The following is a 25716-nucleotide window of genomic DNA, read 5'->3' on the forward strand; positions in this document are numbered from 1 at the left end:
CCGCCCGAGTGGCCACGTCGGCGGCCCGCTCCGCCGAAGTGGCCACTTCGGCGGCTCGCCACCTCGCCCGAGTGGCCACTTCGGCGGCTCGCCACCTCGCCCGAGTGGCCATCTCGGCGGCTCGCCCCGCCGGAATGGCTACTTCGGCGGCACGAGGGCCCGCCACCGGAGATCCGGTGACGGGCCCTCGATGCGTGGACCTGCCGGTGCTACTCCGCGTCGGCGATGGTGCAGATGACCGCGCCGCTGGTCACCGTGGCGCCGACCTCGGCGGCCAGGCCGGTGACCGTGCCGGCCTTGTGCGCGGTGATCGGCTGCTCCATCTTCATCGCCTCGAGGACGACGACCAGGTCGCCGGCCTCCACGGTGGCGCCGTCCTCGACGGCGACCTTGACGATCGTGCCCTGCATCGGCGAGGTCAGGGAGTCCCCGGAGGCCGCGGAACCGCCGTGGCCGCCACCGCGCTTGCGCGGCTTGGCGCCGGCACCCGCCGCGACACCGCCCCCGCCCAGCCCACCGCCGCCGGCCGCCAGGCCGGCGGGCAGCGACACCTCGAGCCGGCGCGAGCCGACCTCGACGACGACGGTCTGCCGCTCCTCGGCCTCCCGGCCCTCGGCGGGCGCGGCCGAGTACGGCGGCACCTGGTTGTCCCACTCGGTCTCGATCCAGCGGGTGTGCACGGTGAACGGCTCGCTGGTGAACGCCTCGTCGCGGACGACGGCGCGGTGGAACGGGATGACGGTCGGCATGCCCTCGACCACCAGCTCGTCCAGCGCGCGGCGGGAGCGCTGCAGGGCCTCCTCGCGGGTGGCGCCGGTGACGATCAGCTTGGCCAGCATCGAGTCGAACGCGCCGGCGACCTCCCCGCCGGTCTCCACGCCGGAGTCCCACCGGACGCCGGGACCCTGCGGGATCTCCAGCCGGGTCACCGGGCCGGGGGCCGGCATGAAGTTGCGGCCGGCGTCCTCGGCGTTGATCCGGAACTCGATGCTGTGCCCGCGCGGGGTGGGGTCCTCGGTGATCTCCAGGGGCAGGCCCTCGGCGATCCGGAACTGCTGGCGGACCAGGTCGATGCCGCTGGTCTCCTCGCTGACCGGGTGCTCGACCTGCAGGCGGGTGTTGACCTCGAGGAACGAGATCGAGCCGTCGGTGCCGACGAGGTACTCGACGGTGCCGGCGCCGTGGTACCCGGCCTCCTTGCAGATGGCCTTGGCCGAGGAGTGGATCCGGGCGCGCTGCTCGTCGGTGAGGAACGGCGCGGGGGCCTCCTCGACCAGCTTCTGGTTGCGCCGCTGCAGCGAGCAGTCCCGGGTGCCGACGACGATCACGTTGCCGTGGGTGTCGGCCAGGACCTGCGCCTCGACGTGCCGGGGCTTGTCCAGGAACCGCTCGACGAAGCACTCGCCGCGGCCGAAGGCGGAGACGGCCTCGCGGACGGCGGAGTCGAACAGTTCGGGGATCTCCTCCTTGGTGCGGGCCACCTTCAGCCCGCGACCGCCGCCGCCGAACGCCGCCTTGATCGCCACGGGCAGGCCGTGCTCCTCGGCGAAGGCCACGACCTCGTCGGCGCCGCCGACCGGGTCCTTGGTGCCGGGCACCAGCGGCGCGCCGGCCCGGGTGGCGATGTGCCGGGCGGCCACCTTGTCGCCGAGGTCGATGATCGCCTGGGGGGAGGGCCCGATCCAGGTCAGCCCGGCGTCGATCACGGCCTGCGCGAAGTCGGCGTTCTCGGACAGGAAGCCGTAGCCGGGGTGGATCGCGTCGGCGCCGGACTGCTTGGCCGCGTCGAGGATCTTGTCGATCACCAGGTAGGAGTCGCCGGGCGTGGTCCCGCCCAGGGCGAAGGCCTCGTCGGCGGCGCGCACGTGCAGGGCGTCGCGGTCGGGCTCGGCGTACACGGCGACGCTGGTGAGGCCGGCGTCCCTGCAGGCGCGGGCGACCCGGACGGCGATCTCCCCGCGGTTGGCGATCAGGACCTTCTGCACCGTCGTTCTCCCTCGAAGTGTGCGGCCGGCGGGACAGTATCCGTGCACCCCCCGGCCGGCCGGGACAGCCGGGGGGCGGCGCCTCAGCGGCGCCAGAGATCGGTGATCGTCACGCCCCGCGAGGCCAGCTGCGTGCGCAGCGTGGCCAGCGAGAGGCCGACGACGGCCGCCGGGTCGCCGTCGACCCGGCGGACGAAGGACGCGCCCAGCCCGTCCAGGGTGAAGGCACCGGCCACGGCCAGCGGTTCCCCGGTGGCCAGGTAGGCGGCGAGCTCCGCGTCGCTGGGCCGGGCGAAGTGCACCGTCGTCGACACGACGGCCACGTCGCGGCCGGCCACGGCGCCGTCGCGCACGTCGAACAGGGCCTGCCCGGTGTGCAGGACGCCGGAGCGGCCCCCGATGAGTTGCCAGCGCTCGCGCGCCTCGTGCTCGTCGGCCGGCTTGCCCATGGCCCGCCCGCGGTACTCCAGCAGCGAGTCGGCCCCGATCACCAGGGCGTCGGTCTCGCGGGCGGCGACGGCGGTCGCCTTGGCGGCGGCCAGCAGGGCCACCCGCTCGGCGACCCGCGGCGCCGTCACGGTGGACTCGTCGACGTCGCTGACGACGACGTCCGGGGACAGCCCGGCCTGGCGCAGCAGGGCCAGGCGGGCCGGGGACGCCGAGGCCAGGACCAGCCGGCGGGCGGCGGTCGCGGTCACGACGGCCGTCCGGACGACGCCCAGCCGCCCGGCCCGGCCCGCAGGGGACGGCGGTGCACCGGTGCGCCCCAGGCGCCCACCGGGGAGGGCCGACGCCGGGGCTCCCGCCGCTGGGACAGCGCGGCCACGACGGCCGTCAGCGCGGCCAGCTCCTCGGCGGTGGGCTCCCCGCGGACGACGCTCAGCAGCGGAGGAAGGACTCCGTCCTCCCCACCCCTCGCAGGCTCGGGGCGGGTCCCGGGACGGAGCCGCGGCTGCTCGGTCCGCTCCGTCACAGCGGGATGTTCCCGTGCTTCTTCGGCGGCAGGGTCTGGCGCTTGTTGGCCAGCAGGCGCAGCGCCTTGGTGACCTCGACGCGGGTCTCGGAGGGCCGGATCACCTGGTCGACGTACCCGCGGTCGGCGGCGACGTAGGGGTTGAGCAGCGTGTCCTCGTAGCTGGTCATCAGCTCGGCCCGGCGGGCGTCGGCGTCCGGGGCGTCGGCGAGCTCGCGCCGGTAGAGGATGTTCACCGCGCCCTGGGCGCCCACGACCGCGATCTGCGCGGTGGGCCAGGCCAGGTTGAGGTCGGCGCCGAGGTGCTTGGAGCCCATGACGTCGTACGCCCCGCCGTAGGCCTTGCGGGTGATCACCGTGACCTTGGGGACGGTCGCCTCCGCGTAGGCGTAGATGAGCTTGGCGCCGCGGCGGATGATCCCCTCCCACTCCTGGGAGGTGCCGGGCAGGAAGCCCGGGACGTCGACGAAGGTCAGCACCGGGACGTTGAACGCGTCGCAGGTGCGCACGAACCGCGCGGCCTTCTCGCTCGCGTCGATGTCGAGGGTGCCGGCGAACTGCGTGGGCTGGTTGGCCACGACGCCGACCGGGCGGCCCTCGACCCGGCCGAAGCCGACGATGATGTTCGGCGCGAACAGCGGCTGCACCTCGAGGAACTCGCCGTCGTCCAGCACGTGCTCGAGCACCGAGTGCATGTCGTAGGGCGTGTTGGCCGAGTCCGGGATGACGGTGTCGAGCTCGCGGTCGTCGTCGGTGACGCCGTCGGGGCTGGCGTCGACCGGACCGACCTCGACCGCGGGGAGCGGGTCGAGGTTGTTGCTCGGCAGGTAGGACAGCAGCGCCTTCACGTAGTCGAGGGCGTCGTTCTCGTCCTCGGCCATGTAGTGCGCGACGCCGGACTTGGTGTTGTGGGTGCGGGCGCCGCCGAGCTCCTCGAGCGTGACCTCCTCGCCGGTCACGGTCTTCACCACGTCGGGCCCGGTGATGAACATCTGGCTGGTCTGGTCGACCATCACGATGAAGTCGGTCAGGGCCGGGGAGTAGACGTGCCCGCCGGCCGCGGCGCCCATCACCAGCGAGATCTGCGGGATGACGCCGGAGGCGTGCACGTTGCGCAGGAAGATCTCGCCGTAGAGGCCGAGGGAGACCACGCCCTCCTGGATGCGCGCGCCGCCGCCCTCGTTGATGCCGATGATCGGGCAGCCGTTGCGGATGGCCAGGTCGAGGACCTTCACGATCTTCTCGCCGTAGACCTCGCCGAGGCTGCCGCCGAAGACGGTCACGTCCTGGGAGAAGACGCAGACGGGGCGCCCGTCGACCGTGCCGTAGCCGGTGACGACGCCGTCGCCGAAGGGCCGGCGGGCGTCCATCCCGAAGTTCGTCGACCGGTGCCGGGCGAACTCGTCGAGCTCGGTGAACGAGCCGGGGTCCAGCAGCGCCTCGATGCGCTCGCGCGCGGTCATCTTGCCCGCGGCGTGCTGCTTCTCCACGGCACGCTCCGAGCCGGCGTGGGTGGCCTCCTGGACCCGCCGCTCGAAGTCCGCCAGCTTGCCGGCGGTGGTGTGGATGTCGATGTCGCCGGGGACGCTGTCGCCCGCGCTCTCCAGTTCAGCCGCGCTCACAGACCCTGCCTCGCTCTGCTCGGGAATCAGGCCGCCGGCTCCCACCGGGTGCCGGGCTCGCGGTGCGTAGCGTAGGGGAGTGCCCGGAGAGCCCTCCCCGTCGCCGTCGGACTCCCGCTGGTCGGACCTCGAGCGGCCGGCCCTGGACGCCGCCGCGCTGACCGCCGCGCTCACCCGTGACAGCCGGCTGTGGCGCGAGGTGGAGGTCGTCGGGCGGATCGGTTCGACGAACGCCGAGCTGGTCGCCCGCGCGTCGGCCGACGACGGTCCGGCGCCCGAGGGCACCGTGCTCGTCGCCGAGCACCAGGACGCCGGCCGCGGCCGGCTGGACCGGGTGTGGACCTCGCCCCCGCGGGCCGGCCTCACCGTCTCGGTGCTGCTGCGACCCGACGTGCCGGCCGCGCGCCGCGGCTGGCTGCCGCTGCTCACCGGCGTCGCGCTGGCCGAGGCCGTCGGCCAGGTCCCCGGCGTCCGGACGGCGCTCAAGTGGCCCAACGACCTGCTCGCCGCCGACGGAAGCAAGCTCGCCGGAATCCTCGCCGAGGCGGTCCCCGCCGCCCCGCCCGCCGTCGTCGTCGGTGTCGGGCTCAACGTCTCCACCCGCCCCGGCGAGCTGCCCGAGGGGGCGTCGTCCCTGGCGATGGAGGTCGGCCGCACGGTCGACCGGGCGCCGGTGCTGCTGGAGTTCCTCCGCGCGCTGGAGCGCCGCTACTCGGCGTGGACGGCGGTGCTCGGTGATCCGGTGCAGAGCGGGCTGGCCGCCGACTACCTCGCGTGGTGCGCCACGGTGGGCACCGAGGTCGTGGTGACGATGCCCGACGGCTCGGCGCTGGAGGGCGTAGCGCAGGCCGTCGACTGGGACGGCCGCCTCGTCGTCCGCACCTCCGGCGGGACGGTGGAGATGGCCAGCGGGGACGTCCGGCACGTGCGCCCGCGCCCGTAGCGGGAGGCGCGGGGGCCGGTGGTGCCCCTGGGACGACACGGCGCCGCGGCGCCCGGACGGTTCCCGGCGGGGCCCCGGCTGCGTCACCCTGTCGCCATGGGCTACCCCGACAAGCTGCTGGCCTCCGACGAGGAGGTCGTGCGCCACCTGCACCCGCACTGGCTGACCGTCTTCTGGCCGGTCGTGCTGCTCCTGCTGATCGTCGGCGGCGCCTCCTTCGGCGCCGCGATCGTGCCGTCGGGCGACGACCGCACCGGGCTGTACCGCCTGCTGATCGCCGTCGCGGCGCTGCTGCTGCTGCTCGTCCTCGTGCTGGTGCCGCTGCTGCGCTGGCGGACCACGCACTACGTGATCACCACGCACCGCCTGCTGTTCCGCGAGGGCATCCTGGCCCGCAAGGGGCGCGACATCGGCCTGTCCCGGATCACCGACGTGTCCTACAGCCAGAGCCTGTGGGAGCGGATCATCCAGTCCGGGACCATCAGCATCGAGTCGGCCGGCGACAGCGGCCCCACCGTGCTGAGGCAGATCCCCGACAGCGACGGCGTCCAGCAGCTGATCAACCACATGATCGAGGAGGACGCCGACCGGCGCGGCCGGGAGAACGCCGGCTACCTGCGCGGCGACGACCAGGCCTCGGGGACGCCCGCCCGCTGACTCCGACCGGCCGCCGGGCCGACCGTGCTCAGCCCCCGTGGTCGGCCCAGGCGGGCGCGTCCACCATGACGCCGTCGTCGAAGGGCAGCTGGCGAGAGTCGGAGCCGTCGGCGTCCATCAGCCACAGCTGCTCGCCGGCCGGGGCCGCGTCGCCGTCCCGGTCGCTCTTGAAGGCGATCGTGGCGCCGTCCGGCGACCACACGGGGTCCTGGTCGAAGGTCCCTGACGTGAGGATCAGCGCGTTGCCGACCTCGTCGGGCGAGCCGACGACGATGGCCCGGTTGCCCGGGACGATCTCGCGGCGCCAGGCGAGCTGCTGACCGTCCGGGGACCAGGACGGGTCGGCGTCCTCGCCGTCCTCGCCCTCGGTGACCGCGGTGGCCACGCCGGGGGTGTCGACCGCGACCACGTAGAGCGCGCCGCCGTCGCGGTCGGGGTCGTTCCCGGCGTAGAAGGCCACCCGCGAGCCGTCGGGGGAGAACGCCGGGTCGTCGAGCACCGCCTCGGACTCGTGCAGGGTGACCACCGGGGCGCCGTCGAGCGTGAGCAGCCGCAGCGACGGCGGCCCGTCGGCCGGCCGGCACACCACCGCGAGTCGGGTCGGGTCGGTGGGGTCGAAGGTGGGCCGGCCGGGATCGGGGCAGTCGGCCGGCCCGTCCGGGAACAGCGCGCGGTCGCCGCTGCCGTCGGCGGCCACGACGCGCCACTCGAGGCCGGCGTCCCCGGCGCGGCCGTAGACCACCGACCCGCGGCCGGGCAGCAGGACCGGGGAGACGTCGGGGGCCGGGTCGTCGGTCAGCCGGATCACCTGCTCCCCGGTGGTGCCGTCGACGGCGTACAGGTCGGCCGCGCCGTCCACCTCGCGGGCGAGGACGACGGCCGTGGCGGGCAGCGGGTCCGCGGTGGGCAGGGCCGCCAGCGCCGCGGCCGCGGCGTCGGAGGGCGTGTCCCCGGGCGGCGTGGTGCCCGCGCCGGTCGTCCCCCCGTCACCGCCGCCGCCGTCGTCCCCGCGCGCCAGCACCCAGGTGGTCGCCCCGGCGCCGGCGAGCGCGGCCACCGCGGCGATCGCCACGACGGCGCGGCGGCGGCTCGCCGGGCCCCGCGGCCCGGGAGCGCCGGTGGGGCGCGACGGCGACGCGGCCGGCCGCTGCGCCGGCGCAGCGGGGGGACCGGCATCGCCGGGAGGCGGCCGGTTCAGCCACGGCGCGGGTGTGACCGGCCCGCGGGAGGGAGGCGGCGGCGGGTGCTCGGGCAGGCGCCGCACCGGCGCCGGGGTGGCCGCCGGGGTGCCCGCCGGGCCGGCCGCGGGGCCGGTCGCGGTGGCGCCCGTCCCGGCAGCGGTGCCCGCCGCCCGGGGCGTGCCGGTGGCCGCCGCGCGGGGCAGGGCGGGCGCGGTCGGGGGCCGGCCGGGAGGCGGCGACGGCCGGGGCGGCTCCACGACGGTGCGCGGCGCCGGAGGTCGCGGCGCGGCCGCCGTCCCGAGCTCGCGCACCGTGTCGACCAGGTCCGCGAGCTCCGGAGGACGGCGGGCGGTCGCCAGGTCGGCGACCACGCGGTGCGTGCGCCCGCCGCCGCTCACCTCGACGGTCACCCGGTCCGCTGCCGGGCCCGCGGGCCCCGGCGCCGGTGTCGTGCCGGCGAGGGTCTCCGGCAGGTCGAAGAAGCGGGTGCGCCGCAGCAGCTGCAGCAGGCGGTCGCGGTCCGCGGCGGCCATCGACCCGGTGTCCAGCGCGAGGGCCGGCCCGCCGGCCGCGGTGATGCCCACGCGCAGGTCCCCGGGGGGCAGCTCGGGGTAGCCGTCGAGCGCGGCGCGCGCGTCCGCGGCCAGTGCCCGGCAGGACGGGTACCGGTCTGCGGGGTCCTTCGCCATCGCCCGGGCGACGACGCCGTCCAGGCCCGGCGGGAGCCACGGCACCAGCGACGACGGGCGCGGCGGGGGCAGGGCCAGGTGGCCGTGCAGGGCCGCGGCGACCGACGAGCCGGGGAAGGGGACGCTGCCGGTGAGCAGCTTGTGCAGCAGGCAGCCCAGCGAGTAGACGTCGGTCCGGGCGTCGAGCGGCCGGGACTCGATCTGCTCCGGCGAGGCGTACTCGAAGGTGGCCACGACCATGCCGGTGCGGGTCAACCGGGTGTCGGCCGACAGCGACTTGGCGATGCCGAAGTCGGTGAGGAAGACATGCTCGGGCTCGTCGGGCTCCGGCCGGCTGAGCAGCACGTTGGCCGGCTTGACGTCGCGGTGCACGAGGTGGCTGCGGTGGGCGCAGTCCAGCGCGGCGGCCACCTCGCCGACGATGCGCACCGCACGCTGCGCCGGCAGCAGCCCCCCGGCCGCGGCCAGCGCCTCCTCGGCGTCGATCCCGTCGACGTAGCGCATCGTCAGCCACAGCCGGCCCTCGTCCTCACCGCGGTCGAGCACCGGGACGATGTTGCGGTGCTCGAGGCCGACCACGACCTCGGCCTCGCGCAGGAAGCGGCGGGCGAAGTCGGCGTCGGTCGAGTACTCCGGGCGCAGCGCCTTGAGCGCCTCCACCCGGGGCAGCCGGGGGTGCCGGACCAGGTAGACGGCGCCCATGCCGCCGCTGCCCAGCTGCCGGACGACGCGGTAGCCGGCGAACACGTCCCCGGGGGCCAGCGGCACGCCGGACAGCATCGCGCAGCGGCGGACGCGGGACCAGCCTCCTGCCCGCCCCGCGGCCCGATGCGGGCGACCGCGAAGTGTCGCGATGTGACAACGGAGCGCGACATCTTTGTGCGTGGCTCGACTGCATCCCGGCAGAGGCCGTCACTAGCGTCGGAGCTCCGAGGGACGGACCGTTCCACGTCTCCACCGAGGGGTTCTGCGATGCGCGAAGACACGGCCACCGGACCGGACGCGACCCGGCGTCGCGACATCCCGGCGCTGACCGGACTGCGCGCGGTCGCGGCCTGCTGGGTCGTCCTCTTCCACGTCCAGATGTTCACCTGGCCCTACCTGGACCAGCTGCCGCTCGTGCGGCCGCTGATCGCGGCGGGCTGGACCGGTGTGGAGCTGTTCTTCGTCCTGAGCGGCTTCGTCATCACCCTGACCTACGGCCAGCGGATGGGCTCGCGGCCGCGGCTGGGCCAGGGGGTCCACTTCCTGGTGAACCGGGTGGCCCGGGTGTGGCCGGCGTGGGCGGTGGTCACCGTGCTGGCCGGCGCGTGGGTGTGGTCGCTGCGCAAGGGCGGCTGGGACGCCGACGTCATCACCACCCACGCCGACGCGGACCTGGGCTCGCTGGTGTCCCAGCTGACCATGACCCAGATGTGGGGGCGCATCGACCACGCCGGGGCGAGCTTCGTGCTCCCGGGCTGGTCGATCAGCGCGGAGTGGACGGCCTACCTGCTGTTCCCCGTCGTCGTCGTCCTGGTGTGGCAGCTGCGCCGGCTGCCGGCGTGGCTGCTGATGGTCCTCGCGGTGGCCGCGATGTCGCCGCTGTCCTACATCGCCTTCACGACCGGGACCCCCGACCACCAGCAGGACTGGATGCTGCGGATCGCCTGCGGCTTCACGGCCGGCATGCTGACCGCGCTCGCCGTCCGCAGGATCCGGGTGACCGAGCGGGTCGAGTCCGTGGCCCTGGCCGCCCTGGTGTCGTCGATCGGCCTGGTGGTCACCGGGTCCACGTGGGCGATGTGGAACCGCGGGACCGACTACGACACCGACTACTCCGCGGTGGTCGTCGTGGCCTTCCCGGTGATCGTGGCCGCGCTCGCCCTGACCAGCCGGGGCCCCGCCCGCTGGCTGTCCTCCGCGCCGCTCGTCTACGGGGGGAAGATCTCCTACGCCCTGTACCTGGTGCACTTCCTGGTCCTCGACGTGGTCATCACGCTGTGGTGGCAGGACCCCGCGACGCGCGGCGAGCTCACCCCCGGTCTCGCCCTGGCCATGCCGGCACTGGTCCTGGCGTGCCTGCTGCTCAGCGCCGCGCTGCACCACGGCGTCGAGGAGCCGGGACGGCGCCTGGTGCTGGCCGGGGTCGCCCGGCTGACCGGCCGGCGCGCCCCGCGGCGCCGCGCCGCCGGGACCCCGCTTCCGGTCGTGCTGCCCGAGGTGGTCCCCACCGCGGAGGTCCCCGTGGCGGTGGCCGCGGGCCCGCGGACCGAGCGGCTGCTCGCCGTCGGGCGCGGCACCGACGTCCCGCCGGTGCGCCCGCTGCGCGCGGTCGCGCCCGCCGCGGGGAGCCGGCCCCCCGCGCGGGTGCGCTCCGGCGCGGCCGGCTGACCGTCCCACCCCCGCCCTCCGGGGTGTGACGGATCGGTCACGGCGTGCCGTGGGCGTTCTGTCGGTACCCCGACCTACCGTCTCGGTCCATGCGCCTGCTGCACACCTCCGACTGGCACCTCGGGCGGTCGCTGCACGGCGCCGACCTGCTCGCCGAGCAGGAGACGGTCCTCGGCGGCCTGGCCGAGGTGGTCGTCCGCGAGGGCGTCGACGTCGTGGTGGTCGCCGGCGACGTCTACGACCGGGCGGTGCCCCCGGCCGACGCGACCGCCGTCCTCGACCGGGTGCTCTCCCGGCTGCGGGCCGCCGGTGCCACCGTGGTCCTGACCCCCGGCAACCACGACTCGGCCCGCCGCCTGGGGTTCGCGGCCGGCCTGCTGGCCGTCTCCGGCGTGCACGTGCGGGCCACCACCGCCGGGCTCGACGAGCCGGTCCTGCTGGCCGACGAGCACGGCGAGGTCGCCCTCTACGGCCTGCCGTTCCTCGAGCCGCAGGTCGCCCGGCACGAGCTGGGCCTGGCCGGCGGGGCGGAGGCGGCCGGGCTCCGGCGCGCGGTCGGCCACGAGACCGTGCTCACCGAGGCGATGGACCGCGTGCGGGCCGACCTGTTCCTGCGGCCGGGCACCCGCTCGGTGGTGCTCGCCCACGCGTTCGTCGGCGGCGGGCTGCCCAGCGACAGCGAGCGCGACATCTGCGTCGGGGGCGTCGACGTCGTCCCCCTGCCGGTGTTCGACGGCGTCGACTACGTGGCGCTGGGGCACCTGCACCGCCCGCAGGCCCTGACCGAGCGGGTCCGCTACAGCGGCTCGCCGCTCGCCTACTCGTTCGGCGAGGCCGGGCAGCACAAGCAGGTCTGGCTGGTCGACCTCGACGCCGCGGGGCTGGCCGGGGTGCGCGCCGTCCCGCTGCCCACCCCGCGGCCGCTGGTCGTGCTCACCGGCGCGCTCGAGGAGCTGCTGGCCGACCCCGCGCACGCCGCGGCGGAGGCCGCGTTCGTCTCCGCGCGGCTCACCGACCCGGTGCGCCCGGCCGATCCGATGCGCCGGCTGCAGGCCCGCTTCCCGCACTGCGTCCACCTCGAGTGGGCGGGCCGGCCGGCCTCGGCCGACGGCCGCAGCTACCAGGAGCGGCTGCAGGGCCGCGGCGACCTCGAGGTGGTGGGGGAGTTCGTCTCCCACGTCCGCGACGGGATCGGCGCGAGCGCCGTGGAGCGCGAGCTGCTCGGCCGGGCGCTGGCCGTGGCCGCGCGCGACGAGGTCGCCCGGTGAGGCTGCACCGGCTGGCGGTCACCGCCTTCGGGCCGTTCGCCGGCACCGAGACCGTCGACCTGGACACGGTGGCCGGCGACGGGCTGTTCCTGCTCTGGGGTCCCACGGGGTCGGGCAAGACCACGCTGCTCGACGCGGTGGTCTTCGCCCTCTACGGCACCGTCCCGGGCGCCCGCGGCGAGGAGAAGCGGCTGCGCAGCGACCACGCCGACGCGGCGACCCGCACCGAGGTCGCCTGCGAGCTCACCCTGGGCGGGGAGCGGCTGCTGGTCACCCGCCGGCCCGAGCAGTCCCGGCCCAAGCGGCGCGGCACGGGGCTCACCGTCGAGCAGGCCCGGCTGACGGTGCAGCGGCTCACCGGCGACGGGTGGGAGCCGGTCAGCACCCGCATCGACGAGGGGTCGGAGTACCTGCGCACCCGGGTGGGCCTCGACGTCCACCAGTTCTGCCAGGTGGTGCTGCTGCCGCAGGGCGACTTCGCCCGCTTCCTGCGCGCCGAGCCGGAGCGCCGCGCCGACCTGCTGCGCACGCTCTTCGACGTCGGCCGGTTCGCCCGCGTGGAGGACTGGCTGGCCGGGGAGCGCCGCGCCGCCGAGGAGGCGCTGCGCGGGGAGCGGCTGCACCTGTCGACGCTGCTCGCCCGGGTCGCCCAGACCGCCGACGAGGACGTGCCCGAGGAACTGGCCCCCGAGCTGGTGGGGGCCCGCGGCAGCGGCCCGGTCGGCGAGTGGGTCGGCGGCGTGCGGTCCCGGGCCGCATCGGAGCTCGCCGCGGCCGACCGGGCCGCTGCGGCGGCGGCCACCGCCGCGACCGCGGCCACGCAGGCGCTGGCCACCGCCCGAGCCGTCGACGACCGGCACGCCCGCCGGGCCCGGGCGGAGGAGGAGCTGGCCCGGCTGCGCGCCGCCGAGCCCGGACTGGCGCCGGTCCGGGCCCGGCTGGCCGCCGGCCGGGCCGCGGAGGTCCTGCGGGACGTGCTGGAGGCCGCCGGCCGCGCGGCGCTCGAGGCCGAGCGCTGCGCCCGCGCCTCGGCCGCCGCCCGCTCCGCCTGGGCGGCGACCGGGCACGGGGTGGATCCCGACCGCGACCTCGCCCGCCGCCTGCGGGACGACGCGGCCGAGGCCCGCGCCCTGCAGCCGGAGGCTCTCCGGGCGGCGGAGCTGGCCCCCCGCGTGACCGGCCTGGCCGAGGAGATCGCGCGCCTCGGGCGGCGCTGCACCACCGCCGAGGTCTCCGCGGCCGAGCTGCCCGCGCTCGTCGCGGCCGAGCAGGAGCGGGTCGAGGCGGCGGCCGGCGCGGCCGCCCGGATGCCGGCCCGCACGGCCGTGGCCGAGGCCGCGCGCGCGGCCCTGGCGGCCGGACGGGACGCCGAGCACCTGGCGGCCGCGCTGACCGAGGCGCAGGCCGCCGCCGCGGCGGCGCGGGACCGCTGGCTGACCGCCCGTGAGGCGCTGCTGGACGTGCGCGCCCGACGCCTGGACGGCATGGCCGCCGAGCTGGCCGCCGGCCTGGTCGAGGGCGAGGACTGCCCGGTCTGCGGCTCCGCGGAGCACCCGCGCCCGGCCACGCCGGGCGGCCGGCCGGTCGGAGCGGGGGACGAGGAGCGCGCGCGAGCCGCCGCCGACCGCGCCGAGGCCGCGGCCGCCACCGCCGCCACCGCGGCGGAGGAGCGGGCCCGGGAGCTCGCCGTGCTGCGCGCCCGGGCGGGTGATCGGCCGCTGCCCGAGCTGGCCGCGGCCGCCGCGGAGGCCGAGCGCGGGCTGGCTGCGCTGGCCGCGGCCGCCGGGGAGCTCCCGGCGGCGCGTGCCCGGCTCGACGGCTCCCTCGCCCGGCGCGACGAGCTGGCCCGCCGGCTGGCCGCCGACCGCGAGCAACTCGGCCGGCGCACCGCCGAACGCGCCGCGCAGGAAGCGGAGCTGACCGCGCTCGCGGCACGGCTCGACGCCGTGCGCGGCGAGGACCCGGACCTGGAGAGCCGGGTGCGCCGGCTGAGCGCGGCCGCCGAGCGCTGCGAGGCGGTGCTCGACGCCGAGGCGGAGGAGTCGCGCGCCCGCGCGGTCGCCGAGCAGGCGCGCCGGGTCGCCGGGCAGCGGGCCACCGCCGCCGGGTTCGCCGACGTACCGGCGGCCGCCGGCGCGCTGCTCGATCCGGCCGAGCTGGCGGCCCTGGACGGCCGGGTCGCCGCGCACGAGCAGGCGCTGGCCGCCGTGCGCGCCACGCTGGCCGCCCCCGAGCTCGCCGACCTGGGCCCCCGACCGGACGTCGCCGCGCTGGAGACCCGGTGCGCGGGGCTCACCGGGGCGCGGGAGGAGTCCGTCGCGGCCCTCGACCGTGCCCGCCGGCGCTCCGCCGACCTCGACCTGCTCGCCGGTGACCTCGTCGCGGCAGAGGTGCGGCTGGACGAGCGGCGGGCCGTCGCCGAGCAGGTCACCGGCCTGGCGGACCTGGTCAACGGGCGCGGGGCCAACACGCTGCGCATGCGGCTGCAGTCGTTCGTGCTGGCCGCCCGGCTCGAGCAGGTGGCCGCGGTGGCCAGCCGCCGGCTGCTGGAGATGTCGGGCAACCGCTACACGTTCCGGCACAGCGACGCGCTGGGCCGCAACGGCGCCCGCGGGGGTCTGGGCCTGGACGTCTTCGACGAGTACACGGGGACGCTGCGGCCGACCAAGACGCTGTCGGGCGGGGAGAGCTTCATGGCCTCGCTGGCCCTCGCCCTCGGCCTCGCCGACGTGGTGACCGCGGAGAGCGGCGGCATCCAGATGGACACCCTGTTCGTCGACGAGGGGTTCGGCACCCTCGACGCCCGGGCGCTGGACTCCGTGATGGGCGTGCTCGACGAGCTGCGCCGGGGCGGTCGCACGGTCGGCCTGATCAGCCACCTCGAGGAGCTGCGCCAGCGGATCCCCACCACGGTGGAGGTGCTCGCCGGCCGGCACGGCTCCCGCCTCGCGGGCTGACCGCCGGCGGCGGACCCGGGCGGCGCGGCCCGGGCGGCGCCGCCCGGCGAGGGCTCAGGAGCCGTCGGCCCCCGGTGGGAAGGCCCGGGCCTCGAGCACGCGGAGCCTCTCCTCGTAGGCCGACAGCAGCGAGAGGCGGGAGCGGACGCGGGCGTGCTCCTCGCGGACGACCTCGACGAGCATCCGCGCCTCGGCCACGTCCGCGTCGTCCCCGGGGGTGACCACCACCGGCCGGGCGGCGCGCTCGAGCCGCTCCTCCAGGGCCGCGGCCTGCGGGGCGAGGCGGGAGAGCTGGTGGGCGTTCCAGTCGGCCCGCTCCTCCAGCGCGCCGAAGCGGGCCTCGTACCCCTCGGACCAGGCGCCCAGGCGCCGCTCCAGCTCGTCCACCCGCTCGGACACGTGCGTGAGGTCCCGGGCGAAGGCGCGCTCCGCCAGCTCCGCGCGCAGGTCGGCGCGCACCTGCTCACGCAGCTCGGCCTCCCGGGCGGCGAGCGCGTCGAGCCGGGCGACCAGCGCCTCCGTCCGGCGGTCGACGCGGTCGTTCAGAGCTGCCTCGAGGCGTCGCCTCAGGCGGTGGGGCAACCTCACGGTCGTCCTCCTCGGCAGGTGGATGTCGGGGGCGGCGGGGTCCCGGGGCCGGTCACGTCCAGTAGCGGACGGCGGCGCCGCGGACCCACTCGTGCATGAACCGGCGCTCGGGGCCGAGGTCGTGCTCGGCGTTGATCTCCATCACCCGGCCGGATGCGTGCGCCCAGCTCGGAGGCACGTCCTCCTCGTGGAAGGAGAAGCCGGTCACCTCCAGGCGCGCGCCGGGGAAGGCGTCGCGCGCCCACCAGGCCGCCATCGTCCCGGTCGTGGCCCACGTCCCGGCCCCGACGGTGTCGAAGCCCAGGTCGCGGGAGAGGGGCAGGGTGAGGTCGTCGTTGGAGACGTGGACCTGGCCGAGGTCGGCCGGCCACCAGTCGGGCAGCGCCTCACGCTCGCCGTGCAGCCGGCCGGGTTCGACCAGGAGGTACAGCCGGTCCTGGTAGTCCTGGAAGAACCACCGGCTGGCGACGACGCCGCGGTGGAAGAAGACGACGTCGACCCGCCGGCCGTAGGTGGGGGCGTCCCCGGCGCCGTCCAGCCGGAAGCCGTTGACCCGCAGCACCAGGTCGCAGCCGTCGACGGCCGCGGCGCGCTCGGGATCCGGGCTCATCGGCCGGTTCCCGACGACCGCCACCGAGCGCACCGGGGTGTGCCGCGCGTAGCTCTCCGCGAGGGCGCGCAGCGCGTCGCGGCGGGCGGTGCCGCTGCTCACCGGGCGTGTCGTGGTCTCGGTGGTCGCCGTCATGCCCGGGTGGTCCCCGACCGTCGGGGCCCGGGTGAGTCGCTCACGTCGTCGGAGTCTAGGGACCGGGCCGCCGGCGCCCCGGTCACCGCTGGGTCACCTGGCCGGTGAGGGTCGAGTAGACCAGCGTGCCGCCGGCGAACCGCTGGCTCTGCCCGTCGGCCGTCACGCGAGCCTCCTCGACCGGGTACCCGAGGGCGCCGGCCTCCCAGCCGCGGGTGCCCCAGTACGCCCGCAGCGGGTCGGACACCACCCGCGCGCCGGTGCCCGGCGACCAGTAGATCGAGCCCCCCTGGTACTGCTGGAAGCAGCCGCCCCGGACCAGGCCGCAGTAGACCCCGGTCGTCGGGTAGCCCAGCGCCCCGGTCTCCCAGCCCTGCGCGCCCCAGCGCTGGCGGATGGCGCCGACGACGCCGTGCGCGCCGGTCTCCGCCGTCCAGTACAGGGCACCGTTCTGGAACTCCTGCCAGCACCCGCCGCCGACCAGGTCGCAGTGCATCTCGCGCCGCGGGTAGCCCAGCGGGCCGGTCTCCCAGCCCTGGGCGCCCCACGCCTGCTGGACGGGCCCGCTGACCGCCCGGGCGCCGGTGGCCGCCGACCAGTAGACGGCGCCCTGCTGGAACTGCTGCACGCAGCCGCCCTGGCTCAGCCCGCACCACATCTCCGCGGTGGGGAAGCCCAGGGGGCCCGCCTCGCGGCGGCCCTCGGTCCAGCGCGCGAGGACGGCGCCGGCGACGACGCGGGCCCCCGTCGGCGTCGACCAGGCGATGGTGCCCCGCTCGAAGTCCTGGACGCAGCCGCTGCCGGACGATCCGCAGCGCGTGTCGGCCGTGGGGTAGCCCAGGGAGCCGCCCTCCCAGCCCTGCGCGCCCCAGCGGTCCCGGACCGGACCGTTCAGCACGGCGCGCGCGCCGGTGGCCGGAGCCCAGTAGATCGCTCCGCGCTGGAACTCCTGGACGCAGCCGCCGCGCGTGAGCCCGCACCACAGCCCGCCGGTCGGGTACCCCAGCGGGCCCGCCTCCCAGCCCGTGGCGCCCCACTTGTCCCGGACCGCGCCGAGCATCGCGTGCGCCCCGGTGCCGTGGCTCCAGTGCATCGTCCCCTTCTGAAAGCCCTGCCAGCAGCCGCCGTCCACCAGGCCGCAGTTCTCGTCGGTGGTCGGGTAGCCCAGCGGCCCGTTCTCCCAGCCCTGGGCGCCCCAGGTCTGCCAGATGGCGCCCACCAGGACGCGCGCCCCCGAGGCGGGTGACCAGTAGATCGCCCCGGACCGGAACAGCTGGTAGCAGCCGCCGCCGGTCAGGCCGCAGCGGGAGACGTCGGTGCTGGGGCCGAGCGGCCCGGTCGCCCCGCCCAGCTGCTGGTACCTGTCGTGGATCGCGTTGCCACCGACCGACTGCGTCGTCCCGAACCAGTTGACGAAGTGGGCGTAGAAGTTGCGGTTGCCGTAGCTCGAGCAGCGGTTGCCCTCGCCGGGGTAGGCGTCGAGGGAGGCCTGGTTGGGCCGGTAGGGCGTGTAGTTGTAGAGGCCCGCGGTGGCCTGGTTGGCGATGTAGACCTGCGAGGTGCCGCAGTCGGCCGGCACGTTCCACTGGATCGTGTTGACCCGGCCGGCCTTGTACCCGTAGCGCGCCGCCTCGATCCGGTAGCGCTGGAACTGGCGGGCGGCGAAGTAGACCTGGCTGACGAAGCCGGAGAAGGCCGGGTCGCACGGCGCGGTGTCCGGGCACGCGAAGCCGGTGGCCTTCTGGTACTGCGTGGTCGTCGGCCGCGTCCTGGTGACGAGACCCTGCTCCTTCTGCAGGAGCACCAGCAGCACCCGCGGGCTGACACCGCACGCGCGGCCGACCTTGGCGATGATCGTGCCGGCCGACTCGTTCGCCGCGCCCTGGTAGCCCGAGCACATCGCATCGGGAGCCTGGTTCACCGTCGTCTGCGCGAAGTCCTTGAGGCAGGGCATCTCCCCGGCGACGCAGGAGGCACCGCGCACGGCGAGGAAGCGGTCGACCGATGCCGCGTCCATCGAGGTCCCGTCGAAGAACACCGCGTCGGAGATGATGTTGCCCGCGTCGAAGCCCTGGATCGGGGCCGCCTGCGCGACTCCGGCCGGGCGGTCGCCGGAGACCGGCGCCAGCAGGACCGCCCCGACGAGCGCGAGCACGGTGACCAGGCGGGTCAGCGTCGTCCTCACGGGACCTGCACCTCGACCGGGGCGGACGCACCGGAGGTCGTGCCCGCGGCGAAGCTCAGCACCGCCGACCAGGTGCCCGGCGCCAGCTGTGCGCCGTCGACGAACACGGAGCCGCACGCGGTCGTCGTGACGTCCGGCGTCGCCGGGCCCCCGGCGGTGACCGTCCGATCGCCGGAGGTGAGGGTGACGGTGCACGCGCCCTCGGTCGCGACGACCCGGTCCACGATCCCGGCCACCTCGACCGCCGAGGACGCGGGGTCCCAGCCGGCGTAGGTCACGAGGACGCCGACGTCGCCGCCGGACGGCGCCGGCGCGGGCGCGTCGGTGACGACGTCGTCCACGTCGGGCAGCTCGTCCTCCGGCACCGCGCCCGAGGGGAAGGCGGCGTCGGGGGTGGCCGGCGCGGCCGCGCCCGGGGTGCTCGCGGTCCCCGCCCGGCCGGTGGCGCCGGCCGCGGCGGTGTCGGCGGCGTCCGGGGAGTCCGTCCACCCGCTGGTGATCCAGATGCCCGCTGCGACGGCGCCCGCCGCGAGCAGGGCCCCGGACGCGACGAGACGTCGTCTCCTGGCCATGGCTGTCCTCCGGTCCGTGCCCGGCGGGATGCCCGTGGGGAGATCGAGGCCGCCGGTCGCGGACCGAGGTTACGGTCCGGAGTTGCGTGGTCACGGCATTTCCGGGCCGGGAGAGGGCCGTGTGGCGCGTGCGCCGGTCACCGCGCTCCGGCCGGCGCCCGGCCGGCGGCTAGGGTGCCGTCGCGATGAGCGCATCCGGAGGCCCGCGGGACCGTCTGCCCGTCGTCGCGATGGTCGGCGGCGGTCAGCTCGCGCGCATGACCCACCAGGCGGCCATCCCGCTGGGGCAGTCGCTGCGCGTGCTGGCCACCGATCCCGCGGAGTCCGCCGCCCTCGTGGCCGCCGACGTCCGGCTCGGTGACCACCGGGACCTCGCCGCGCTGCGCGCGGTCGCCGAGGGGGCGACCGTGCTCACCTTCGACCACGAGCACGTCCCGACCGAGCACCTGCAGGCCCTGGAGGCCGACGGCGTGCGGGTCGCGCCGGGCCCGGCGGCGCTGGTGCACGCGCAGGACAAGCTCGTGCTGCGCTCCGCCCTCGCTGTGGCCGGGGAGCCGCAGCCGGCCTGGGCCGAGGTCACCACCGACACGGGGCTGGCCGACTTCGCCGGCGCCTCCGGCTGGCCCATCGTGCTCAAGCCCCCTCGCGGCGGGTACGACGGGCGCGGGGTGTTCGTGGTCGACGACCTCGACGCAGCACTCGCGGTGCTCGCCGAGCACGGCCGGCTGCTGGCCGAGGAGCGGGTGGACATGGTCCGCGAGCTCGCCGTCCAGGTCGCCCGCTCGCCGTTCGGGCAGGTGGCGGTCTGGCCCGTGGTGGAGACGGTGCAGCGCGACGGGATCAACACCGAGGTCCTGGCGCCGGCGCCCGGCCTGGACGAGGCCACCGCAACCGCCGCGCAGGAGCTCGCGATCCGCATCGCCGAGCGGCTCGGCGTCGTGGGCCTGCTGGCCGTCGAGCTGTTCCAGACCGCCGGCGGCGTCGTGGTCAACGAGCTCGCCATGCGCCCGCACAACTCCGGGCACTGGACCATCGAGGGCTCCCGGACCAGCCAGTTCGAGCAACACCTGCGCGCCGTCCTGGACTACCCGCTGGGGTCGACGGCGATGACCGCCCCGGTCGTCGTGATGGCCAACGTCCTCGGCGGGGACGCCGCCGAGCAGGGGTGGTCCGGGCCCGGCCTCGACGAGCGGGTGCACCACCTCATGGCGCACTGGCCGGACGTGAAGCTGCACTGGTACGGCAAGGGGCAGCGCCGCGGCCGCAAGCTCGGGCACGTGACCGCGCTCGGCGACGACCTCGTCGAGGTCCGCGCCCGCGCCGTCGCCGCCGCCCGGTACCTGGCCGACGGCGTCGTCGACCCGGCCTTCGCGTTTCCCGAGGAGCACTGAGTGGCAGATCCCCGGTCGGGCCCCGGAGCGGTCTCCGGAGCAGGCCCGGCAGCCGGCCCGCTGGTCGGCATCGTCATGGGCAGCGACTCCGACTGGCCGATGATGCGGCCGGCCGCCGAGGCGCTCGCGGAGTTCGGCGTCCCGCACGAGATGCACGTGGTGTCGGCGCACCGCACGCCGCGGCGGATGCTCGACTACGCGGAGTCCGCCGCCGGCCGCGGCCTGCGGGTGGTGATCGCCGGCGCCGGGGGAGCGGCGCACCTGCCCGGCATGGTCGCCGCCGCCACGCCGCTGCCGGTGATCGGCGTGCCCCGCCCGCTGGACCGGCTCGACGGCCTGGACAGCCTGCTGTCGATCGTGCAGATGCCCGCCGGCGTGCCGGTCGCGACGGTCTCCATCGGCGGTGGCCGCAACGCCGGGCTGCTGGCGGTGCGCATCCTCGCCGCCGCGGACGACACGCTGCGTGCGGCGGTCGAGCGCTTCCAGGCCGACCTCGCCGCGTCGGTGCTGGCCCGCGATGCGGCCCTGCAGGAGCGGCTGGCGAGCGACGTCACCCCCGGCTGAGGGACGCCACGGGTGCGTGGACGTCCTAGCATCGGGGCGTGAGTGGCACCGGGCTGTACCAGCTGACCGAGGAGCACGAGGCGATCCGGGCGGCCGTCCGCGACATCGCCGAGCGGGAGATCGCGCCGTTCGCGGCAGAGGTGGACGCGGAGTCGCGCTTCCCGGTCGAGGCGCAGAAGGCGCTGACGGCGGCCGGCTTCCACGCCACACACGTCCCCGAGACCTACGGCGGCGAGGGCGCCGACGCGATCGCGACCTGCATCGTCATCGAGGAGGTCGCGCGGGTCGACGTGTCGGCCTCGCTCATCCCGGCGGTGAACAAGCTCGGCTCGATGCCGATCATCCTGTCGGCCTCGGAGGAGCTCAAGCAGCGCGTGCTGCCCTCGATCGCCGAGGGCCGGGCGATGATCAGCTACGGCCTGTCCGAGCGGGAGGCGGGTTCGGACGCCGCGGCGATGAGGACCCGCGCCCGCCGCGACGGCGACTCCTGGGTGCTCGACGGCACCAAGGCCTGGATCACCAACTCCGGGGTCTCCGAGTGGTACACGGTCATGGCCGTCACCGACCCGGAGAAGCGGGCCAACGGCATCTCCGCCTTCGTCGTGCACCGCGACGACCCGGGCTTCGAGGTGGGCCCGAAGGAGAAGAAGATGGGCATCAAGGGCTCGCCCACCTGCGAGCTCTACTTCACCGGCTGCACCATCCCGGCCGACCGGATCATCGGCGAGCCCGGCACCGGCTTCAAGACCGCGCTGCGGACCCTGGACTTCACCCGCCCGACCATCGGCGCGCAGGCCGTCGGCGTCGCGCAGGGGGCGCTGGACGCCGCGGTCGCCTACACCCGCGAGCGCAAGCAGTTCGGCCGCGCGGTCGCCGACAACCAGGGCGTGCAGTTCATGCTGGCCGACATGTCCATCCAGATCGAGGCCGCCCGGCACCTGGTCTACGTGGCCGCCGCCCGCGGCGAGGCCGCCCACGAGGGCGGCCGGGTCGACCCGGACCTCGGCCGGCTGTGCGCCGCGGCCAAGGCGTTCGCCTCCGACGTCGCGATGAAGGTGACCACCGACGCCGTCCAGCTGTTCGGCGGCGCCGGCTACACCTCCGACTTCCCGGTCGAGCGGATGATGCGCGACGCCAAGATCACCCAGATCTACGAGGGCACCAACCAGATCCAGCGCATGGTGATCGCCCGGAGCCTCCTGAAGTAGCGAGCGTTCCCGCAGGTCGCGGGGAGTCGCAGGCCCCTCCACGGGGGTGCCGGGGGAGGGCCGCCGAAGTGATCGGCACCGGCTCCACCGAGGCTCGTGGGTCGTCCGGGGGCTGCCGCCGGCTGCCCGGTCGGGCCTGCGGCACAAACCTCGCCCGTCCCGGATCCCCGGTGCTCAGGGCTCCCCGGCCACGACGCGCGCCGCGTACTCGTCCATGGTGATCTCGCCGCCCTCCTGCGCGGCCCGTCCCCGGTCCCTGGCCGGGAGCGCGTCCTGGAGGGCGTCGATGCGCTTCCACGCCGGGTAGGGCTGGTCTCCCTCGACGTCCGGGACGAACCGCGACGGCGCGACCCGCCGGTAGCGGTGCAGGTAGCGGCCGCAGTTGACGAACGTCGCCTCGACGCGCGCCCGCACCAGGTGGGTGGCGCCCGGGTAGCGGCTCATCGCGGGGTCGTCGTCGTGGACGGAGGCGGTCGCCTGCACGCGCAGCCGGTGCGGGGTCTCCAGGTCCAGGAAGAGCATCCCGATCCTGCCGCTCGTCGCGATGTTGCCCAGCGACAGGAACATGCCGTTGCCGTCGTAGCTGGGGAACACCAGCGTGCCCGGGTCGGGCAGGTGGACGAAGCCGGGTGCCCCGCCCTTGTAGGACACGGTCGGACGACCAGCCGCATCGACCGTGGCGAGCAGGAAGAAGTCGCGGGAGGCGACGAAGGCCGCGGAGTCCGGGTCGAGGCGGGGACGCACGATCGCGTCCACCAACCGGTCGGCCAGCGCCCGGTTGCCGGTCGCCTCCTGCAACGCCCGCTGGTCGGGGGTGTAGAAGGGGTCGGTCCCGTCGGAAGGCACCGGGGCTCCTGTGCCCGACTGTCGTCGGGCGTCCGGCAGCACGGGGTCCGGGCTCTGCGGGCGGCCGCTCACGGGCGGGCCTCGAGGACCATGAAGGTGGGCGTCTCCGTCGCGCGGCGGAAGGCGGAGAACCCGGCGGCGGTGACCACCCGGCGCAACTCGTCCTCGCCGGCCTGCGCACCGAGGGCCTCGCCGCCCGGCTGGGACAGCGCACTGGGCGTGCAGACGAAGGTCGACACCGAGTAGAAGGTCCTGGCCCGGGTGCTCTCGATCAGCTCGTCGTCGGCCCGCGGCTCGGTGAACATCCACGTGCCGTCGGGGGCGAGCGCGTCCCTGACGTGGCGGGCGGCCCGGACCGGGTCGCCCATCTCGTGCAGGGCGTTGAACATGCACACCAGGTCGTACCCGTGGCCTCCGAAGTCGTCCGAGCCGGCCACCTCGAAGGTCACGCGGTCGGCGACCCCGGCGGCGGCGGCCGCCTTGCGCGCCCCGTCGATCGACCCGGCGTGGTCGTCGAACCCGGCGAACTTCGAGTTCGGGTAGGCGTCCGCGAGCAGGATCAGCGCCGCGCCGAGTCCGCAGCCGACGTCGGCAACCCGCGCGCCGGCCACCAACCGGTCGTGCACCCCGGCGAGGGCCGGGATCCAGCACGGCACCAGGTGGGCCCGGTACACCGGCTCGAAGAACCGGCGGGTGCCCTCGAACAGGTCGCGGTGGTGCTCGTCCCAGCCGATGCCGCCGTCCGAGCGGAACGCGCTCGCCACGCGTTCGGTGTCCTTGTGGTTCGCGCTGACCACCAGCGCCCCGCCGGCCACGAAGGTCGGGCTGTCCGGGTCGGCGAGGCAGGCGGCCTGCTCGGAGGTCAGCCAGTAGCGCCCGTCGTCGTGCTCGCACGTAGGCGCTGGCCACCTGGGCGCCCAGCCACTCCCGCACCAGCCGCGGCTGGCAGCCGGTCGCCGCAGCCAGGTGCTCGGCGGTCTGGGCGCCGCCGTCGGCCAGGGCCCGGTACAGGCCCAGCTGGTCGCCGATCACGACGGTGGCCGCGTGCGCGGCGGCGGCCTGGTCCGCGCCGTAGCGCTCCAGGAAGGCCTGGGTGGCGGTGTCGAGCGTCATGGCCGTCAACTCCATCTGCTGGTCCGGTCGACCGTCGCTGTCCGAGCGCTGCTGTCCCCTCACCGTGCCGGGCGCCCGCGGGCGTGGCATCGGGCCTGTGACCCACTCCCGCAGGGCCGGTGTGGGTGGTTCGACCCATCGGGTACTGACACCTCGATACCGCGGAGGGAGGTCGCGCGCATGGCCGGCGACGTGCTCGAGCGGGGCCGCGAGGCGTCCGGGCGCTTCCGGTGGGACGAGGCCTACGCCCTCTACCGCGCGGCGGCCGAGAACGAGCCGCTGGGAGCCCAGGACCTGGCAGCGCTGGCCGACGCGGCCTGGTGGCTGGGGCACACCGAGGAGTCACTGGCCCTGTCCGAGCAGGTGTACCGACGGCACCTGCACGGCGCGCAGGTGCCACAGGCGGCGATGCTGGCCATCGAGATCGGCTTCCTGTGGATGCTGCGGGGTGAGCCGACCGTGGGGTCGGGGTGGATCAGCCGCGCCAAGCGGCTGCTGGAGGACGCCCCGGAGTCAGCCGCGCACGGCTACCTCTCCTACCTCGACGTCGAGGGCGCACTCGGCGCCGGCCGCTACGAGGAGGCGATCGAGCGCAGCCGGGCCATGCAGCAGCTCGCCGACCGGCACGACGATCCGACCCTGTGCGCCGTCGCGCTGGTCCTGGAGGGCGGGGCGCAGGTGCGGCGCGGCCGCGTCACGTCGGGTCTGGCGGTGATCGACGAGGCCATGCTGCCGGTGCGGGCCGGTCAGGTGGCCCCGAACTGGGCGGGCAACCTCTACTGCCACGTGATGGACCTGTTCTTCGAGCTCGCCGACCTCGACCGGGCCCGCGCCTGGACCCGGGCCACCGAGCGCTGGTGCGACGAGCACAGCAACGCCGCGATGTCCACCGGCATCTGCCGGGTGCACCGCGCGCACCTGCACCACCTGGAGGGGCGCTGGACGGCCGCCGCGCAGGAGGCCGCCACGGCGTGCCGCGACCTCGCCGACATGAACGTCGGCGTGGTCGCCGAAGGGCACTACCGGATCGCCGAGCTGCACCGGCTGCGCGGCCGGCACCGCGCCGCGCAGGAGCACTTCACGCGGGCGCACGAGCTCGGCCGAGACCCCCAGCCCGGCCTGGCGTTGCTGCGCCTGGCCGAGGGCAGGGGCGCGACCGCGGCGTTGCGCAGCGCGCTGGCGAGCGCCGACCGGGACCTGGACCGCGTCCCGCTGCTGCTCGCCCAGGCCCAGGTCGCCCTCGCCTGCCGCCAGTCCGACGTGACGGCGCTGGCGGCCGGTGAGCTGGACCGGCTGGCGGGGACGTTCCAGACCCCCGGCCTGCTGGCCTGCGCCGCCGAGGCGGTCGGTCTCGCCCGCCTGGCCCGCGGCGAGGCGGCCGAGGCACTGCCGGTGCTGCGCGAGGCCTGGCGGCGCTGGCGAGACCTCGAGGTCCCCTACGACGCCGCACGGATGAGGGTGCGACGGGCGCAGGCGTTGGCCGGGGTCGATGACGGCGAGGCCGCCGCGCACGAGGTCGAGGCGGCTCGGGCGGTCTTCGTCGAGCTCGGCGCGGTCGACGACCTCCGCGGGCTCGACGGCGTGCTCGGCAGCGGTGAGCCGCCGGGTGGGCTCTCCGCCCGCGAGGTGCAGGTGCTGCGCGCCGTCTGCGCCGGCCGCACCAACCGGCAGATAGCCACGGCTCTGACTCTCAGCGAGAAGACCGTCGCCCGGCACCTGTCCAACATCTTCGCCAAGCTCGACGTGGCCTCGCGCACCGAGGCTGCGGCCGTGGCCTTCCGGCACGGGCTGGCCGACCCGTCGGAGGCGTGAACCCGGCCCCCGGTGGCGTGCGGGGTCCCCGGGGGTGGCGCCGG

The 25716-nt window shown here is 76.1% G+C and carries 20 protein-coding genes and 1 pseudogene; 9 read left to right on the top strand and 12 right to left on the bottom strand.

Annotation, left to right across the window (positions count from 1 at the left end):
• Positions 1-209: 209 nt before the first annotated feature.
• The 4 genes from ACK586_RS10625 to ACK586_RS10640 all read right to left on the bottom strand — a co-directional run bounded on the left by ACK586_RS10625 (position 210) and on the right by ACK586_RS10640 (position 4580).
• Positions 210-1985, bottom strand: coding sequence for an acetyl/propionyl/methylcrotonyl-CoA carboxylase subunit alpha (locus ACK586_RS10625; protein ID WP_409330448.1), 1776 nt, complete (start codon positions 1983-1985; stop codon positions 210-212).
• 83 nt (positions 1986-2068) lie between these two features.
• Positions 2069-2683, bottom strand: coding sequence for a Maf family protein (locus ACK586_RS10630; protein WP_409330449.1), 615 nt, complete (start codon positions 2681-2683; stop codon positions 2069-2071).
• Positions 2680-2958 carry an acyl-CoA carboxylase epsilon subunit gene (locus tag ACK586_RS10635; protein WP_409330450.1) on the bottom strand — a complete coding sequence of 93 codons (279 nt, stop codon included), beginning with the start codon at positions 2956-2958 and terminating at the stop codon, positions 2680-2682. The genes ACK586_RS10630 and ACK586_RS10635 overlap by 4 nt, the downstream gene beginning before the upstream one ends.
• The gene (locus ACK586_RS10640) at positions 2955-4580 is read right to left on the bottom strand and encodes an acyl-CoA carboxylase subunit beta (RefSeq protein ID WP_409330451.1); all 1626 of its coding nucleotides are present in this window, start codon (positions 4578-4580) and stop codon (positions 2955-2957) included. Before ACK586_RS10640 ends, ACK586_RS10635 begins: the two co-directional genes overlap by 4 nt.
• 79 nt (positions 4581-4659) lie before the next feature.
• On the opposite strand from ACK586_RS10640, the gene ACK586_RS10645 reads away from it, so the two are divergent.
• Entirely contained in the window at positions 4660-5523 is an 864-nt protein-coding gene (locus ACK586_RS10645; protein WP_409330452.1) for a biotin--[acetyl-CoA-carboxylase] ligase, read from the top strand.
• Positions 5524-5619: 96 nt separating this feature from the next.
• A complete protein-coding gene (locus ACK586_RS10650) occupies positions 5620-6180 on the top strand; it encodes a PH domain-containing protein (RefSeq protein ID WP_409330453.1) in 561 nt (186 codons plus the stop codon).
• Positions 6181-6208: 28 nt separating this feature from the next.
• On the opposite strand, the gene ACK586_RS10655 is transcribed toward ACK586_RS10650, so the two are convergent.
• Entirely contained in the window at positions 6209-8818 is a 2610-nt protein-coding gene (locus ACK586_RS10655; RefSeq protein ID WP_409330454.1) for a protein kinase domain-containing protein, read from the bottom strand.
• Positions 8819-9022: 204 nt separating this feature from the next.
• Here ACK586_RS10655 and ACK586_RS10660 point away from each other — a divergent pair, with 204 nt between their 5' ends.
• The 3 genes from ACK586_RS10660 (at position 9023) to ACK586_RS10670 (ending at position 14648) form a co-directional block, all read left to right on the top strand.
• Positions 9023-10423, top strand: coding sequence for an acyltransferase family protein (locus ACK586_RS10660; RefSeq protein WP_409330455.1), 1401 nt, complete (start codon positions 9023-9025; stop codon positions 10421-10423).
• An 89-nt stretch (positions 10424-10512) separates the two neighbouring features.
• A complete protein-coding gene (locus ACK586_RS10665) occupies positions 10513-11691 on the top strand; it encodes an exonuclease SbcCD subunit D (RefSeq protein ID WP_409330456.1) in 1179 nt (392 codons plus the stop codon).
• A complete protein-coding gene (locus ACK586_RS10670; protein WP_409330457.1) occupies positions 11688-14648 on the top strand; it encodes an AAA family ATPase in 2961 nt (986 codons plus the stop codon). Before ACK586_RS10665 ends, ACK586_RS10670 begins: the two co-directional genes overlap by 4 nt.
• Before the next feature lie 54 nt (positions 14649-14702).
• Here the strand turns inward: ACK586_RS10670 and ACK586_RS10675 are convergent, their stop codons facing one another.
• The 4 genes from ACK586_RS10675 to ACK586_RS10690 form a co-directional block, all read right to left on the bottom strand.
• Positions 14703-15236: a hypothetical protein gene (locus ACK586_RS10675; RefSeq protein ID WP_409330458.1), complete on the bottom strand. Its 534-nt coding sequence runs from the start codon at positions 15234-15236 to the stop codon at positions 14703-14705.
• Positions 15237-15288: 52 nt separating this feature from the next.
• Positions 15289-15981 carry a hypothetical protein gene (locus ACK586_RS10680; RefSeq protein WP_409330459.1) on the bottom strand — a complete coding sequence of 231 codons (693 nt, stop codon included), beginning with the start codon at positions 15979-15981 and terminating at the stop codon, positions 15289-15291.
• A gap of 82 nt (positions 15982-16063) precedes the next feature.
• Complete coding sequence (locus tag ACK586_RS10685) at positions 16064-18166, bottom strand: hypothetical protein (RefSeq protein WP_409330460.1); 2103 nt, start codon at positions 18164-18166, stop codon at positions 16064-16066.
• On the bottom strand, positions 18163-18738 hold the full coding sequence (locus ACK586_RS10690) for a hypothetical protein (RefSeq protein ID WP_409330461.1): 576 nt from the start codon (positions 18736-18738) through the stop codon (positions 18163-18165). Before ACK586_RS10690 ends, ACK586_RS10685 begins: the two co-directional genes overlap by 4 nt.
• Positions 18739-18923: 185 nt before the next feature.
• Here ACK586_RS10690 and ACK586_RS10695 point away from each other — a divergent pair, with 185 nt between their 5' ends.
• Genes ACK586_RS10695 through ACK586_RS10705 form a run of 3 tightly spaced genes read left to right on the top strand, consistent with a single transcriptional unit; the run spans position 18924 to position 21901 of the window.
• Complete coding sequence (locus ACK586_RS10695; protein WP_409330462.1) at positions 18924-20129, top strand: 5-(carboxyamino)imidazole ribonucleotide synthase; 1206 nt, start codon at positions 18924-18926, stop codon at positions 20127-20129.
• A complete protein-coding gene (purE, locus tag ACK586_RS10700) occupies positions 20130-20693 on the top strand; it encodes a 5-(carboxyamino)imidazole ribonucleotide mutase (protein ID WP_425330375.1) in 564 nt (187 codons plus the stop codon). It abuts the gene before it with no gap.
• 38 nt (positions 20694-20731) lie between these two features.
• Positions 20732-21901, top strand: a complete 1170-nt coding sequence (locus ACK586_RS10705; RefSeq protein WP_409330463.1) for an acyl-CoA dehydrogenase family protein — start codon at positions 20732-20734, stop codon at positions 21899-21901.
• Between the two features lie 174 nt (positions 21902-22075).
• On the opposite strand, the gene ACK586_RS10710 is transcribed toward ACK586_RS10705, so the two are convergent.
• From ACK586_RS10710 to ACK586_RS10720, 3 genes and pseudogenes are all read right to left on the bottom strand, one after another.
• The gene (locus ACK586_RS10710; protein WP_409330507.1) at positions 22076-22747 is read right to left on the bottom strand and encodes a pyridoxamine 5'-phosphate oxidase family protein; all 672 of its coding nucleotides are present in this window, start codon (positions 22745-22747) and stop codon (positions 22076-22078) included.
• A 68-nt stretch (positions 22748-22815) separates the two neighbouring features.
• Positions 22816-23562 (bottom strand): class I SAM-dependent methyltransferase, encoded by a 747-nt coding sequence (locus ACK586_RS10715; RefSeq protein WP_409330464.1) that lies wholly within the window; start codon positions 23560-23562, stop codon positions 22816-22818.
• 85 nt (positions 23563-23647) lie between these two features.
• A pseudogene (locus ACK586_RS10720) lies at positions 23648-23950 on the bottom strand (hypothetical protein); the annotation flags it as partial.
• Positions 23951-24040: 90 nt separating this feature from the next.
• Here ACK586_RS10720 and ACK586_RS10725 point away from each other — a divergent pair.
• On the top strand, positions 24041-25672 hold the full coding sequence (locus ACK586_RS10725) for a LuxR C-terminal-related transcriptional regulator (RefSeq protein ID WP_409330465.1): 1632 nt from the start codon (positions 24041-24043) through the stop codon (positions 25670-25672).
• Positions 25673-25716 lie beyond the last annotated feature (44 nt).

This window comes from Trujillonella humicola, assembly GCF_046233715.1.
Lineage (GTDB): Bacteria > Actinomycetota > Actinomycetes > Mycobacteriales > Geodermatophilaceae > Trujillonella > Trujillonella humicola.

Excerpts from the sequence above, each read along its gene's own strand:
- ACK586_RS10650 (WP_409330453.1), top strand. The coding sequence starts at position 5,620 with ATGGGCTACCCCGACAAGCTGCTGGCCTCCGACGAGGAGGTCGTGCGC.
- ACK586_RS10680 (WP_409330459.1), bottom strand. The coding sequence starts at position 15,981 with ATGACGGCGACCACCGAGACCACGACACGCCCGGTGAGCAGCGGCACC.
- ACK586_RS10690 (WP_409330461.1), bottom strand. The coding sequence starts at position 18,738 with ATGGCCAGGAGACGACGTCTCGTCGCGTCCGGGGCCCTGCTCGCGGCG.
- ACK586_RS10660 (WP_409330455.1), top strand. The coding sequence starts at position 9,023 with ATGCGCGAAGACACGGCCACCGGACCGGACGCGACCCGGCGTCGCGAC.
- ACK586_RS10665 (WP_409330456.1), top strand. The coding sequence starts at position 10,513 with ATGCGCCTGCTGCACACCTCCGACTGGCACCTCGGGCGGTCGCTGCAC.
- ACK586_RS10725 (WP_409330465.1), top strand. The coding sequence starts at position 24,041 with ATGGCCGGCGACGTGCTCGAGCGGGGCCGCGAGGCGTCCGGGCGCTTC.
- ACK586_RS10695 (WP_409330462.1), top strand. The coding sequence starts at position 18,924 with ATGAGCGCATCCGGAGGCCCGCGGGACCGTCTGCCCGTCGTCGCGATG.